The following is a 13,574-nucleotide window of genomic DNA, read 5'->3' as shown; positions in this document are numbered from 1 at the left end:
GAGTCACCGTGTATATTAATGGGACCAGAAAACGGTCGATGGCCTATCAAAAACTTAGAAATATATGGGGTGATAACAGAGTTGCCCTGGTATCGGGATCGCTTGGCGGCGTTCTGCTGGTGTCATTTTTGACCCAGAGCATGTTTAGCTCCGTTTACTGCCTTATTGCCGCCGCTGGTCTGCTGATCTGTTCGGGTTTTGCGCTCCTGCAGTCGCGGCAAACAAGACATGAACATCAATCCTTGCAGTCCAAGCAGTCAATGCTGGATATCGTCTTTGATAATATCGAGATCGGTATCAGCGTGTTTGACGAACAGTTCCGACTGCTAAAATGGAATAACCGTTATGTGGACCTGTTCGAGTTGGACGATAGCCTGTTCAAACCGGAAACAACGTTGCGTGATATTCTCGCCTGTAATTTCGAGAAATATGTAAATGTTGGTGATAATCCGGACGCCTTTATTGCTGAAACGTTGGAGCATATGGATGGCCGCGTATTCGGCAAGGTGGATCGCGAGTTCGCAAATGGCAAAATCCTTGAGATCTCCTTCAGCATTTGTCCTGACGGCGGATTTATCCTGACTGCTTCGGATGTGACCGCGACCCGCCTCGCCGACAAGGCGTTGCGCGAAAATGAGGACCGCTACCGCAGCATGGTGGAGCTGTCACCGGATGCAATTGTCGCGCATAAGGGCGGCTTCATCATCTATGTCAATGAAGCGGCACTGGAGCTGTTCAAGCTTAAGAACCGGCATGATCTGATCGGCCGGAAGATTTCCAGCTATTTCCCTTATTCGGACAGTGAGGCGCTGGCCCCCTATTTTGGCAGCGCCGACAATGCTGACATCATTAAGAACCTGCCGCCGCTCAAGTCGAAGGTTATCCGCGAGGACGGCGGGAAGACCGATGTTGAAATGGAAGCCTCCGCCCTGCTCTATGGGGAAGGAAATATCCTGCAGCTGGTGATCCGCGATATTTCGGCGCAGATGCAGATTGAGGATTTCCTGAAACAGGCCAAGGATGAAGCGGAATATGCGGCCCAGATCAAGGGCAAGTTCCTGGCCAATATGAGCCATGAACTGCGTACGCCGCTCAATGCCGTGATCGGATTTTCCGAGGTGATTATCAGCGAGATATTCGGACCCGTCGGATCGAAGAAATATCTGGAATATGCGCATGATATCAATTCGAGCGGCTTGCATCTTCTGGACCTGATCAATGATATTCTCGATTTCTCCAAGATTGAGGCCGGTGAGCAGAAAATCAACGAGGAAAAGGTCGAGATCGATGTGCTGGTCAATGAATGTATCCGGCTGACCCAGCAACGCGCCATCGAGAATGACATCAATATCAAGCTTGAATTCGATCCGCTGCTGCCGCAGATATTCGCGGACCGGCGGATGATCAAGCAGATCCTGATCAACCTTCTGTCCAATGCCGTCAAGTTCACCCCCACAGGCGGGCGCATCATCACCTCTGTCCAGCTACTGGAGAATGAGGGGATGAAGATAAGCGTGAGTGATAACGGCATCGGTATCCGCGAAGGCGATATCGAGCGCGCGCTGACGCCATTTGTCCAGGTGGACAATGACAAAAGCCGGAAGTATCACGGCACGGGGCTCGGCCTGCCGCTGTCGAAAAACCTTGCGGAAATGCACGAAGGGCGGCTGGAACTTATCAGCAAATATGGTGAGGGAACCGTCGTCACCCTTTATCTGCCGCGAGACAGAATCTGCCCCAAGGCGGCCTGACCTTTCCGCCCGCCTGATCCAGCCTGTAAAAATTTTTGCCGGGCCTCTTGCCAATTGAGCGCGAAGAGTGAACTATCCTGCCAGATAATAGGAGGATATTCATGCGGTTAAAAGACAAGGTCGCCATTGTAACGGGCGCGGGTTCCGGTTTTGGTGAAGGTATGGCGAAGCTGTTCGCTGCCGAAGGGGCGAAAGTCGTGGTCAGCGATCTCAACGGCGCGGCGGCTGCGGCAGTCACAAAAGATATTACCGATGCCGGTGGCATTGCCATCAGTTCTGAATGTGATGTCACAAGCGCGGATGACATCGCCGCGATGGCACAGCAGACACTGGATAATTTTCAGAAGATCGACATCCTGGTGAATAACGCCGGCATGCCCCAGCGCAACGGATCGATGTTCGACGTGGATGTCGAGACATTCGATAAAATCTTCGAGGTGAATGTCAAAAGCATCTTCCTGACGACGAAAGGCATTATCCCGCATATGCTGGAAAATGGCGGAAACGTCGTCAATATCGCCTCCACTGCGGCCTTGAGCCCCCGCCCCGGCCTGACCTGGTATAACGCCAGCAAGGGGGCCGTAGTCACCATGTCAAAATCCATGGCCATAGAACTGGCGCCGAAGCAGGTGCGGGTCAACGCGCTCTGCCCGGTCTTTGCCCATACGCCGATGGCAGTGGAATTCATGGGGGGTGTCGATACGCAGGAAATCCGCGACAAGTTCGTGGCGACAATCCCGCTGGGGCGGGAAAACACGCCGCGTGATCTGGCTCACGCGGCGCTGTGGCTGGCCTCTGACGATGCATCCTTCATCACCGGTGTCGCCCTGGAAGTGGACGGCGGCAGGTGCATCTAGGCGAGACGACTAGAACAACGGCGAAGGATTAATCCTTCGCATCCGCGGCGACCTGCATCTTGACGATGATGTCAGGCTCGCCCGGGACCATGCCGCTTCTGCCGACTCCCTTCTTGATCAGGTCGACGAACTCCATACCCTCAACCACTTCGCCCCAGACGGTGTACTTCCGGTCGAGGAAGTGAGAATCGGCCGTTACAATGAAGAACTGGCTGTCGGCGCTATGGGGAGAGCTGGCCCGGGCCATGGAGACGACACCCCGCACATGCGGCGCGTTCGAGAATTCGGAGCGTAACTTGCGTCCCGAACCGCCGGTGCCATCCCCTTTGGGATCGCCGGTCTGGGCCATGAAATCTTCAATTACGCGATGGAATTTGAGGCCGTCATAGAATCCCTCCCGCGTCAGTTCCTTGATCCGGGCAACATGGTTCGGGGCAAGATCCGGCCGCATTGCGATGACCACGCGTCCGTATTCCAGGTCAAGGTAAAGGGTGTTTTCCGGGTCTGCGGCCTGCGCCGGGGTAACAGAGAGCGCAAGCAGACCTGCCAGCATCAGTCCGACGCTCAGGCGTGACAGAAATTTCGAAATCATCCGTTTCCTCTTTCATTAACAAGACATACGGTAATTACTGCCATTTGGCCGCCGGGCCGTCCATCCTTAAAATACTTCCGTGGCAAATAACCGCAATTCGCCGGGTCGGGTAAAAAAAACGAAATGGATGCTTGACCATCCGGCGGGACGTCCCTATGTTGCGGCGCATTGCGATGTTACGGTGTCCTTTTCGGAGAGCCAAGGTCGTGATATACATCACAAATTGTGGGCCCGTAGCTCAGTTGGTAGAGCAGCTGACTTTTAATCAGCGGGTCACAGGTTCGAATCCTGTCGGGCTCACCATTTCTCCTAAATATCCTATATTATGTAAGATATGATTTTTCCGGGTGATTGAACCGCAGGTAATTTGCTGTGGCTTTCCGTCAAAATAATCATTTCCGCCAAGATCCGGGTTGAAACATCCTGTTTGTATATCCATGTACCCCGTTCCCACAATTAGTGGAACCGGAAAGCTAATCATGTCTGCAGCCCAACCCCACTAATAACTTTTCCGGGTTATTCTTATATTTTTAGAGGTCACAGTGATAAATCCCGTCTATCCAAGAACATTTTCCCATATCGGCATTTCGGTTCCGGATCTGGAAAAGGCCGTCAAATTTTATACCGAAGTGCTTGGTTGGTACCTGATTATGGAGCCGACAACGATAACCGAAGATGACAGTGCCATTGGTGAAATGTGCACAGATGTCTTTGGCGCGGGCTGGGGTGAATTTAGAATTGCCCATCTTTCCACCGGAGACCGTGTCGGCGTAGAATTATTTTGTTTCAAGAATCAGGAAAATCCGGAAAATAATTTTGAGTACTGGAAGACCGGCGTCTTCCATTTCTGTGTTCAGGATCCCGATGTTGAGGGCTTGGCGGAGAAAATTGTCGCCGCAGGTGGGAAAAAACGCATGAAAGCCCCACGGTATTATTATCCCGGCGAAAAACCATACCGCATGATTTACATGGAAGACCCGTTTGGCAATATCCTGGAGATATACAGCCATAGTTACGAGTTGACCTATGCCGCCGGAGCCTACCAAGGCTGATTTTCGGCAGATGGTCGTTGTGACCGTCATAGGTTAAATATGTGAACTTATCTGGAAAAGCGGCCTCTTCCCGGGGTCGCTTTTTTTGTGTCATGTCCTTATTAGTTCTCTATCGACGTGACGGCGGGTTTAAGCTGTGCGAACCGGCGTTTCCGGAAATGCGAGCTCATGGCGCGCGCGCCATTTATCGGTGACATAATTGACAATCAGGCTCTTGCGGATTCCGTTGATGGGGCGCGGTTCAAACCCGTGCCAGGTATGCGGCGACGGTACGAACACATTTGCCGTATTGCTCCGGAAAGGCACATTGCGGACGAAGGTTTGGCTGTCCTTGTAGATGGAGGAGCCCCAGGTTCCCGCCTCCGCATCGCGGGAGAGGTAGATCTGCATGGTGAACTTCTTCACCCCGATGTCAGTGTGCGGCTCGAGCCAGAATCCGTCCGTATCCTGCGTGAGCTCGATCCGGAGGAAGGTCCCGGTGAGGTCGAGGTTGAATTTCTTCTCGATCGCGGAAACGGTTTCGGGCGCCTGCAACAGCGCCGCCACATTCCGGCAGACCGGGAATTCCGCCTGACGTCCGACATCGAAATAGTTGCGCTTGTCATTATTAATCTCGCGGCGGCCGATGCGGTAGTCCATCTCGCCGGGCCCGATCTTGAGGGTCAGCAACTCATCGACCACCTCGGTCGGGAAAACGTCATTCAGCTCCCACAGATCATAGGGATCATCGGTATAGCCCGCCGTACCAAGGCATTTAAGAAAGGTCGTCTCCAGGTCGATCAGCGCCGTCACAATATCTTCCACTTGATGGTTGCTAAATTAACTTTACGCATAATATGCGCAGACATCTAGCAGAAACACTGTAGGCATACAACCTTCGCCATTGCAGCGGGTCAGGGTTCCTCGCGGTTGGGCTTGAACTCCTTCGCGAGCAGCTCCGCGCGAGTGATATCGGCGTCGGCCATGCGGCCTTTATAGAGTTTCTGCCATTCGGCCGCGTCCTCCTCCCCCTCCTGCGTGGCGAGGATGGCCCATTTCAGCGCCTCCACATCATCATGGGCGATCCCCTCCCCGCTGCCGTAGCGTGCGGCGAGCTTGGCCTGCGCCTTGCCGTGGCCTTGTTGGGCCGCCCGCTCGAACCAGGTGAAGGACGCCTCTATATCCGCTGCCGTGCCATAGCCGTCCCGATAGATTTTACCGAGATTATACTGCGCCTCGGGCAGGCCGGAATTGGCGGCGAGACGGATATACTCAAAGGCGCGGGCCGGGTCCTCCCTCACTCCAAGGGCGTAGCTGTACATCTTGCCAAGGGTATATTGTGACGGCGCGAACCCTGCCCGCGCGGCTTTTTCGAGAAGCGCGACCGCCGCCTTTTCCTGTTTCTGCGCCAGCAGGCTCAGCGCGTGGTTATGCTGCGCCGGCGGATAGCCCGCTTTAAGTGCCCGGTTGTTCCAATAGTCGGCCTTGGCGCTGTCAGGCTCGGTTCCGCGGCCCTCCGCATACATGGTTGAGAGGTTGAACTGCGCCTCCGGGTTGCCCTTTTGCGCCAGATCCTCCCAGATCGCGACCGCTTCCGCAAAGCGGCCCTGCTCGAAAAGCTCGCCGGCGGCAAACCCGCGGGTTTCTGCATTCAGCCGTTCGGCGCGGATCTGGAACAATGTGATCAGGCCCTCAATCCCGTCGCTGGAGAGCACCGGCTGAAATCCTTCTCGGTGGCTGATGGCGACACTGGTCCCGTTGATGAGGATATCGATGATAAGCGGTGAGCCGAGAACCTCCCGCAGGCGCCAGTCGACCACGACCGGGTCCCTTTTGGGGCGGATCAGGCGTGTGGTGACGAAGGCGTCGCGCGCGCCTTTCTCCTCAACCGCGAGGATGGTGAAGTCGTCATCGGGATAGCCGCCGAGCTGGCTGCCGTAGGAAAGGAGGTAGAAATCGCGAAAAAGATTGAGGAATTCCTGCCGTTGATGCTGGGGCAAATCCGCCCAATCCGGCCCGACAACAAGTTCTGATATCAGGGTGAAATGAAAATGTCGGCCAATGGAAGTGGCAAGCTGGCTTTCACGGGCGCGGATCGGCTTGTCGGTCTGCGAGAGAATGTCCCGCGCCTGTCGCGAAAGGTCGAGGATAACGGCCTCCGCACGCGTTGCCCGCTCCGCGGCGACAGCATCCGGCGGTCCGCTCACGAGGGCGATTACAACCCCTGCTGCAAGCGTTGCTATTCGAAAGAGTGCCATACTCGCGTCCTCAACTGCCCGTCGTGTCGATCCAACTGTTATATTATGGAGTTGGCGTTAAATTGCAAAAGGCTTTATCGGGTTGTGTTCAGCTCGCCGGCTTGACGTTCAACGGCATTGCTTCGGGACAGCGGAGATTTACATTCGTACCGAACTCTATGGTGTCGGTGGCGAGGGAGATATCTTTAAATGTCTCCAGCAAGGTCTGAAACGCAATTCGGCCTTCCATTCGGGCGAGTTGGAGGCCAGCGCAGATGTGATGTCCGCTGCCAAAGCTCACATGCTGGATGGGATGGCGGTCAATTTGCAGATCATCCGGCGCGTCGAAGGTTTTCGGGTCGCGTCCGGCGGCGCCAAGGGCGAGCAAGACGGTGTCTCCTTCCCGGATACTCTCGCCGCCCAGTTCGATATCCGTCGCGGCAAGGCGACCCATAAACTGGATCGGGCTGTCGTAACGGAGCATTTCCTCAACGGCATTCGGGATCAGCGACGGGTCGCGACGAAGCCGCGCCATCGCCTCGGGATTCTGGATCAGGGCGAGCAGGCCGTTTGTCAGCAGGCAGGTCGTGGTTTCATTCCCCGCATTGAGCAGAAGCAGCGTGTTGGCGGCCAGTTCATCGAGACTGAGTGTGTCCCCGTCCTCTTCCGCATGGACAAGGGCGCTCAGGATGTCTTCTTTCGGGTGAGCCCGCAACTCGGTCACCTTGGTGCGAAGATAGTCGGTAAAGGCGGCGACGGCCTCCGCCCCGGCATTGAGCTGCGCATCGGTGATATTGGCGTAGAAATTGAGCGCAACGACGGAAAAGGCATCACACCAGGCCTTTACCTGTGCACGATCCGCCGCGGGAATGCCGACGATCTCTGAAATCACAAGAATGGGGAGCGGCACGGCGAATTCACCGACAAACTCGAGCCTGCCCGAAGTCAGAGATGGATTCAGAAGCTTTTCGGCGAGCCGCTGGATCTCACTTTCGTAGGTTCCCACAGCCGTCCGCTTGAATGCATAATGTATCAGGTTGCGAAGGCGTGTATGGGACGGCTCGTCCTGCTGCAACATCAGGTGCGACAGCGTATTGAAAAGCGGGACCAGTTTTTCGTTCGCGAACTTGCCGCGAAACTTGGACACCCTGTCGGAGGAAAAGCGCGCATCCTTGAAGGCCATGGCCACTAAATCATGTTCCAGGACCACCCAGGCCCTCAGGTCCGGGTCCCAGAACACCGGATGTTTCTCGCGCGCGGCGGCGAGCACCGGATAAGGATCGTCGATATGGTCAATGCTGAAGATCATGCTCCGTCCCCCCCGAACCGGAATCATCTTTCAAGCGATGGTGCCCGCACCCGGACTTGAACCGGGAAGCCCTTACGGGCGGCAGATTTTAAGTCTACTGTGTTTACCAATTTCACCATGCGGGCAGCGCATTGCAAACTAACCAAATCGGTTTTGCGAAACAAGGAGATAATGCACCGGCATGGATTTTTTGGCACGGCTTTCCCGCCTTGCCGAAATGGTTCTGGCATCAAAATTCATGGTCGGGTGAAAAGAAAAAAGACTCTCCTGTGATCTATTCCTTACCCCAGCCCGTAAATCTCTTCAAACGCAGGTCGCGACTGAGTTTTGAGAATGAACCTGAAATTTTGAGGAGGCACTATGTCTAAATATTTAAAATTACTTACAGCAGTCCTGTTTGTCGGCGTGTTCGCCGCGGCCTGTGCTCAGGATAACAAGATGGCTGCAAAAGCGGCGCCCGCAGAGAAAGATATCGTCGTCACTGCCGTTGAAGCTGGCAAGTTTAACACCCTCGTAGCCGCAGTGAAGGCTGCCGACCTGGTGGAGACCCTGCAAAGCCCCGGCCCATTCACAGTCTTCGCGCCAACAGACGCAGCCTTTGACAAACTCCCCGCCGGTACGGTTGAGGATCTGCTAAAGCCTGAAAACAAGGCGAAGCTTGTTGAAATTCTCACCTATCATGTCGTATCTGGCGTGGTCCCGGCTTCCGCTGTTGTCGGCAAGAAAGTCGATGCGGACAGCGTTCAGGGCAGCAAGATCATGATTGATGGAATGGACGGTGTTGTACTGAACGGTTCTGCCAAGGTGGTTACCGCGGATGTGATTGCAAGCAATGGCGTCATTCACGTCATCGATACGGTCATCCTGCCACCTGCTAACTAATACGGAAAAGGGCCCAGTTTTCTCCCTTGGTGGGCCCCTCATTGTCGACGTGGTGGTGTTTTTTGATAGGTCTCCCCTTCATGAAACACTGCCACGCGACATTTTTTTATGTTGTCTCGACGACAGACGCCCCTTCCTCCTTAAGATAAGCCGCAAGATCGTCATAGGCCGCATCGAGCGCCGTCTTGTCGATAGAGCGCAGCACAAGATTTGTTCCGACCTCTCCCTGACGGAAATAGGGATAGGAACCCATGGAAACATCGGGATAGGTTTCTTGCAACGCTCCCAGCTTTTCTGCCACCCGCCCTTCGGGTAGCCCCGCGCCAATCGTCCGGCTCAATACCTTGGGACCGCCAACAAGTTCCGGCGCAATTTCTTCAAACATTGCCTGCATAATCGTCGGCACACCAGCCATGACATAGACATTCTCAATTCTAAAACCCGGCGCCTTGCTGACCGGATTGTTGACCAGGCTGGCGCCGTCGGGAATACGGGCCATTCGTTTCCGCGCATTGTTGAACTCAATGCCACTCGTTTCATAGTGGCGGGTCAGCAGCGCCATAGCCTCGGGATGATGATCTATGCCGACCCCGAAGGCTGCGGCGATGGAATCTGCCGTGATATCGTCATGGGTCGGGCCGATGCCGCCGGTCGTGAAGACATAATCAAACTTTGCACGGAGTGCGTTGACGGCCGCGACAATCTCCGCCTCGATATCAGGTACCACCCGTGCCTCGCGAAGCTGTACGCCGATATCATTCAGACGCCCGGCCAGCCAGGCCATGTTCTTGTCCTGCGTACGGCCGGACAAAATCTCGTCGCCGATGACCAGAATTGCGGCAGTAACTATTTTTGTCTCGGCTGGTTTCGGATCTGGCATGGAAATTCCCTGTATATTCTGGACTTGGGGGTGTTGTTATCATAACAAAGTGAGTAAAAAGGGCATCTGATATTTTTGCCCACCTGAATGTTTGACGTGAAATTATGAAGTTTTCCACTCCCCTCATCAAGGGCCGCTTGATCAAGCGGTATAAACGCTTTCTCGCCGATGTCGAGCTTGAAAGCGGCGAGTTGTTGACGGCCCATGTCGCCAACCCGGGATCGATGATGGGATTGAAGGAGGAAGGCATGACGGTCTGGCTCTCCCTCTCCGATAACGCCAAGCGGAAACTGCCTTATAGCTGGGAACTGGTCGAGGTGGACGGGGCGTTGGTCGGCATCAATACCGCGCATCCGAACGGCCTGGTTGCCGAGGCGATTGAGAGCGGTCAGGTCGCCGCGCTCTCGGGTTACGAAAAGCTGACGCGGGAAGTAAAATATGGTCTGAATTCGCGGATTGATATCCTGCTGTCAGGGGACGGACTGCCCGATTGCTATGTGGAGGTCAAAAATGTCACGCTGAAGCGCGACGACATTCACGCGGAATTCCCGGATTCGGTCACGGCCCGCGGGGCAAAGCATCTGAAAGAGCTTGTCTCCATGGTCGAGCAAGGGCATCGGGCGGTGATGTTCTACCTGATCCAGCGAACCGACTGCACGAAATTCCGGATTGCCGGCGATATCGATCCCGCCTACGCAGCGGCGTTTCAGGAGGCGATTGACGCGGGAGTTGAAATTATCTGCTATGACTGCCACATAACGACCAGTGAAATTCGCCTCGGGTCTGTCGTTCCGGTTATTCCCTAGTTTGTTTTTGGGGTGACATGAGGTATTATCCAGAAAAAATATGAAGAGCGCTTATGAGATATGAAACGAGTATAGCTGCGCCGGATCGCAATACCGGCGTGATAAAATTGCATGGTCCTGAGGCCTTTGAGGGCATGCGTAAAGCAGGTCAATTGGCGGCGGAAACGCTCGACATGATTGCCGAGCATGTGGTCCCGGGTGTCACGACGGACGAGCTCAATACGCTCTGCGCGAATTTTATCTCGGAACGTGGCGGCATCTGTGCCCCGCTTAACTATCGCGGATTTCCGAAATCCATCTGCACCTCCATCAACCATGTTGTCTGTCACGGGATTCCGGGGCCGAAAAAGCTGAAAGAAGGCGATATCGTCAATATTGACGTCACGCCGACCGTCGATGGCTGGCATGGAGACAGCAGCCGGATGTATATCGCGGGTAAGCCAAGCGTGAAAGCGGCGCGCCTTATTGATATCACCTATGAATCCCTGATGCGCGGGATCGAGGTGGTAAAACCGGGTGCGACGACCGGCGATATTGGCTATGCGATCCAGAATTTTGCTGAGGGCAAGCGCTGTTCCGTGGTGCGGGATTTCTGCGGCCATGGTCTCGGGCGTGTTTTCCATGACGTGCCGAATATCGTTCATTACGGCACCCCTGGCGAAGGTGTGGAACTGAAACCCGGGATGATCTTCACAATTGAGCCGATGATCAATCTCGGTACCTGGCAGGTCAAGATTCTTGATGATGGCTGGACAGCGGTGACGAAGGATCGGTCTCTCTCCGCCCAGTTTGAGCATTCCCTTGGAGTCACCGAAACGGGATATGAGATATTCACCCTGTCACCCAAGGGATTGGACAAACCACCGTATGACGTCTGAGGCAAAGAAATCGACGACGAAGGCCGCGTTGCATGAACTGGATGCACCGGACTTCGGCCTCGGTTTTGAAGAACGCCCTCCGAATACCAAGGAAAAAGACAATCACCGGCTTGGCCATCGTGAAAGAATGCGCGAGCGGGTGTTGAAAGCCGGGGCACGTAGCCTCGCGGATTATGAAATTCTTGAAATGCTGCTTTTTGCCGCGGCTCCCCGTGGTGACACGAAACCGCTGGCAAAAAACCTGCTCTCCACCTTCGGAAGCCTGTCCAAGGTCCTGAAGGCAGAGCCGGAAGCCCTGCGTAAGGTGCCGAAAGTCGGCGATGCGGTTATTGCCACGCTAAAAGTCGCGGAAACCCTGGGTGAAAAGCTGCTGCGCGCGGAAATCGAGAAGAAAAATGTCCTCGGCTCCTGGCAGGCCCTGCTGGAATATTGTCAGGGTACGATGGGGAACCGCGGAATTGAGCATTTCCGCATTCTGTTCCTCAATAACAAGAATCACCTGATTTCCGACGAGGTCCAGCAGACTGGCACGGTCAATCACACGGCCGTCTATCCGCGAGAGGTGGTGAAACGGGCGCTGGAACTGGGCGCAACGGCGCTGATCCTCGTGCATAACCATCCTTCCGGGGATACCACCCCGTCCAAGGCCGATATCGACATGACCTCCGAGATCATGAGTGCCGCCGCCGCGCTCAATATCCGGATTCATGATCATATTATCGTCGGCAACAGTAAATGCGTCAGCTTCAAGTCGCTCGGCCTGATGTAAGCGGGATTGATTCGACGCTAAGCAGTTGAGATTTTCCGCTATCTCTGCTAGTCAGCCCTTCTTTTCGCAAATCTAATCAGAAAGTAAGGCCCGCCATGATCCCGCGTTATGCCCGCCCCGAGATGACTGCCCTCTGGGAGCCGCAAAGTAAATTCCGTATCTGGTTCGAGATTGAAGCCCATGCCTGTGATGCGCAAGCCAAACTGGGCGTGATTCCCGAAGCCGCCGCGAAGGCCGTCTGGGAACGTGGTAATTTCGATATTGACCGGATTGACGAGATCGAGCGGGAAACCAAGCATGACGTGATCGCCTTTCTCACGAATCTCGCGGAATATGTCGGGGATGAGGCGCGTTTCGTACATCAGGGCATGACGTCTTCCGATGTTCTGGATACCTGCCTCTCCGTCCAGCTGACCAAGGCCTGCGACATTCTCCTCGACGATATGGACAAGCTTCTTGCCGCGCTTAAAGCCAAGGCCTACGCCCATAAGGACGATGTGTGCGTCGGACGGTCTCACGGGATCCATGCCGAGCCGGTGACCTTCGGCCTCAAGATGGCACAGGCCTATGCGGAGTTTGACCGTAACCGCGAACGGCTGGTGAATGCGCGCAAGGATATCGCGACCTGTGCTATTTCCGGGGCTGTCGGGACATTCGCGAACATCGACCCCTTTGTCGAGGAACATGTCGCCAAATCACTTGGCCTGACGCCGGAACCCGCCTCCACCCAGGTCATTCCGCGGGACCGCCACGCGATGTTTTTCGCGACCCTTGGCGTCATTGCAAGCTCGATCGAGCGCGTGGCCGTTGAAATCCGCCATTTGCAGCGCACGGAAGTGCTGGAAGCGGAAGAATATTTCGCACCGGGGCAGAAGGGCTCCTCGGCCATGCCGCACAAGCGCAACCCGGTCCTGACCGAAAACCTGACCGGCCTCGCCCGACTCGTTCGCATGGCGACAATCCCGGCGATGGAGAATGTCGCGCTCTGGCATGAACGGGATATCTCTCATTCTTCCGTTGAACGCGGAATCGGGCCGGATGCGACGATTACGCTGGATTTCGCTCTTGCGCGCCTGACAGCCGTGATTGAGAAGCTGGTGGTCTATCCCGAGAACATGATGAATAACATGAACAAGCTCGGCGGTCTCATTCATTCGCAGCGGGTCCTGCTGGCCCTGACGCAGGCCGGTGTCAGCCGGGAGAATTCATACCGTCTCGTTCAGCGCAATGCCATGCGTGTCTGGAAGGAAGGCGAGGATTTCATGGAGCTTCTGAAGGCCGACGCTGATGTGACGAAGGCACTTACGACCGAGCAGATCGAGGGAGTCTTTGATCTTGAGTACCACACCAAGCATGTGGATACGATTTTCCGCCGGGTTTTCGGTGAATAATCCTGAAGTGACGCATTTCTGAGGGAAAAGTCCTCATCTCGATATGTTAGCATCACGGCAAAGGTTGGCCATACCGCGGCCAACCTTATCTACTTCAGTTTATACCGTAAAACGAAATATCTCCATCTTGCGTGAGGCGTTCGGCTAGTTGTCGTCGTTGAATAGGTGGTTTCCGTGAAATATTTTCTCCA

The 13,574-nt window shown here is 55.0% G+C and carries 13 protein-coding genes and 2 tRNA genes; 9 read left to right on the top strand and 6 right to left on the bottom strand.

What is annotated here, in order from left to right:
* The first annotated feature begins 38 nt into the window (after positions 1-38).
* Both J0X12_RS14810 and J0X12_RS14805 read left to right on the top strand, forming a co-directional pair.
* The gene (locus tag J0X12_RS14810) at positions 39-1,751 is read left to right on the top strand and encodes a sensor histidine kinase (protein ID WP_207047208.1); all 1,713 of its coding nucleotides are present in this window, start codon (positions 39-41) and stop codon (positions 1,749-1,751) included.
* Positions 1,752-1,852: 101 nt separating this feature from the next.
* Positions 1,853-2,608: a glucose 1-dehydrogenase gene (locus J0X12_RS14805; protein WP_207047206.1), complete on the top strand. Its 756-nt coding sequence runs from the start codon at positions 1,853-1,855 to the stop codon at positions 2,606-2,608.
* A 28-nt stretch (positions 2,609-2,636) separates the two neighbouring features.
* Here the strand turns inward: J0X12_RS14805 and J0X12_RS14800 are convergent, their stop codons facing one another.
* On the bottom strand, positions 2,637-3,161 hold the full coding sequence (locus J0X12_RS14800; RefSeq protein WP_207047480.1) for a peptidylprolyl isomerase: 525 nt from the start codon (positions 3,159-3,161) through the stop codon (positions 2,637-2,639).
* A 266-nt stretch (positions 3,162-3,427) separates the two neighbouring features.
* Between J0X12_RS14800 and J0X12_RS14795 the strand changes: the two genes are divergently transcribed.
* Both J0X12_RS14795 and J0X12_RS14790 read left to right on the top strand, forming a co-directional pair.
* Positions 3,428-3,503 (top strand) — tRNA-Lys (locus J0X12_RS14795).
* Positions 3,504-3,745: 242 nt separating this feature from the next.
* Positions 3,746-4,252 (top strand): lactoylglutathione lyase family protein, encoded by a 507-nt coding sequence (locus J0X12_RS14790; protein ID WP_420497091.1) that lies wholly within the window; start codon positions 3,746-3,748, stop codon positions 4,250-4,252.
* A 129-nt stretch (positions 4,253-4,381) separates the two neighbouring features.
* On the opposite strand, the gene J0X12_RS14785 is transcribed toward J0X12_RS14790, so the two are convergent.
* The 4 genes from J0X12_RS14785 to J0X12_RS14770 form a co-directional block, all read right to left on the bottom strand.
* Positions 4,382-5,056, bottom strand: coding sequence for a hypothetical protein (locus tag J0X12_RS14785; protein WP_207047202.1), 675 nt, complete (start codon positions 5,054-5,056; stop codon positions 4,382-4,384).
* An 89-nt stretch (positions 5,057-5,145) separates the two neighbouring features.
* On the bottom strand, positions 5,146-6,489 hold the full coding sequence (locus J0X12_RS14780) for an ABC transporter substrate-binding protein (RefSeq protein ID WP_207047200.1): 1,344 nt from the start codon (positions 6,487-6,489) through the stop codon (positions 5,146-5,148).
* 88 nt (positions 6,490-6,577) lie between these two features.
* Positions 6,578-7,777, bottom strand: coding sequence for a cytochrome P450 (locus J0X12_RS14775; protein WP_207047198.1), 1,200 nt, complete (start codon positions 7,775-7,777; stop codon positions 6,578-6,580).
* 38 nt (positions 7,778-7,815) lie between these two features.
* A tRNA-Leu gene (locus tag J0X12_RS14770) sits at positions 7,816-7,902 on the bottom strand.
* A 235-nt stretch (positions 7,903-8,137) separates the two neighbouring features.
* On the opposite strand from J0X12_RS14770, the gene J0X12_RS14765 reads away from it, so the two are divergent.
* Positions 8,138-8,659, top strand: a complete 522-nt coding sequence (locus J0X12_RS14765) for a fasciclin domain-containing protein (RefSeq protein ID WP_207047196.1) — start codon at positions 8,138-8,140, stop codon at positions 8,657-8,659.
* A gap of 106 nt (positions 8,660-8,765) precedes the next feature.
* Here J0X12_RS14765 and J0X12_RS14760 read toward each other — a convergent pair whose 3' ends face one another.
* On the bottom strand, positions 8,766-9,539 hold the full coding sequence (locus J0X12_RS14760) for a competence/damage-inducible protein A (protein ID WP_207047194.1): 774 nt from the start codon (positions 9,537-9,539) through the stop codon (positions 8,766-8,768).
* Positions 9,540-9,643: 104 nt separating this feature from the next.
* On the opposite strand from J0X12_RS14760, the gene sfsA reads away from it, so the two are divergent.
* The 4 genes from sfsA (at position 9,644) to purB (ending at position 13,383) form a co-directional block, all read left to right on the top strand.
* Entirely contained in the window at positions 9,644-10,345 is a 702-nt protein-coding gene (gene sfsA, locus J0X12_RS14755; protein WP_207047192.1) for a DNA/RNA nuclease SfsA, read from the top strand.
* Between the two features lie 53 nt (positions 10,346-10,398).
* A complete protein-coding gene (gene map / locus J0X12_RS14750; protein ID WP_207047190.1) occupies positions 10,399-11,223 on the top strand; it encodes a type I methionyl aminopeptidase in 825 nt (274 codons plus the stop codon).
* A complete protein-coding gene (gene radC / locus J0X12_RS14745; protein WP_207047188.1) occupies positions 11,213-11,992 on the top strand; it encodes a RadC family protein in 780 nt (259 codons plus the stop codon). The genes map and radC overlap by 11 nt, the downstream gene beginning before the upstream one ends.
* Positions 11,993-12,087: 95 nt before the next feature.
* A complete protein-coding gene (gene purB, locus J0X12_RS14740) occupies positions 12,088-13,383 on the top strand; it encodes an adenylosuccinate lyase (protein ID WP_207047186.1) in 1,296 nt (431 codons plus the stop codon).
* The last annotated feature ends 191 nt before the right edge of the window (positions 13,384-13,574 follow it).

This window comes from Sneathiella sedimenti (assembly GCF_017313765.1).
In the GTDB taxonomy this organism is placed as follows: domain Bacteria; phylum Pseudomonadota; class Alphaproteobacteria; order Sneathiellales; family Sneathiellaceae; genus Sneathiella; species Sneathiella sedimenti.
Note: the sequence above shows the minus strand (reverse complement) of the source record. Positions and strands in the feature narration are given on the sequence as shown.

Coding starts and splice junctions, on each gene's coding strand:
- J0X12_RS14805 (WP_207047206.1), top strand. CDS start 1,853: ATGCGGTTAAAAGACAAGGTCGCCATTGTAACGGGCGCGGGTTCCGGT.
- J0X12_RS14800 (WP_207047480.1), bottom strand. CDS start 3,161: ATGCTGGCAGGTCTGCTTGCGCTCTCTGTTACCCCGGCGCAGGCCGCA.
- J0X12_RS14810 (WP_207047208.1), top strand. CDS start 39: ATGGCCTATCAAAAACTTAGAAATATATGGGGTGATAACAGAGTTGCC.
- sfsA (WP_207047192.1), top strand. CDS start 9,644: ATGAAGTTTTCCACTCCCCTCATCAAGGGCCGCTTGATCAAGCGGTAT.
- J0X12_RS14775 (WP_207047198.1), bottom strand. CDS start 7,777: ATGATCTTCAGCATTGACCATATCGACGATCCTTATCCGGTGCTCGCC.
- radC (WP_207047188.1), top strand. CDS start 11,213: ATGACGTCTGAGGCAAAGAAATCGACGACGAAGGCCGCGTTGCATGAA.
- purB (WP_207047186.1), top strand. CDS start 12,088: ATGATCCCGCGTTATGCCCGCCCCGAGATGACTGCCCTCTGGGAGCCG.
- J0X12_RS14780 (WP_207047200.1), bottom strand. CDS start 6,489: ATGGCACTCTTTCGAATAGCAACGCTTGCAGCAGGGGTTGTAATCGCC.
- J0X12_RS14760 (WP_207047194.1), bottom strand. CDS start 9,539: ATGCCAGATCCGAAACCAGCCGAGACAAAAATAGTTACTGCCGCAATT.
- map (WP_207047190.1), top strand. CDS start 10,399: ATGAGATATGAAACGAGTATAGCTGCGCCGGATCGCAATACCGGCGTG.
- J0X12_RS14765 (WP_207047196.1), top strand. CDS start 8,138: ATGTCTAAATATTTAAAATTACTTACAGCAGTCCTGTTTGTCGGCGTG.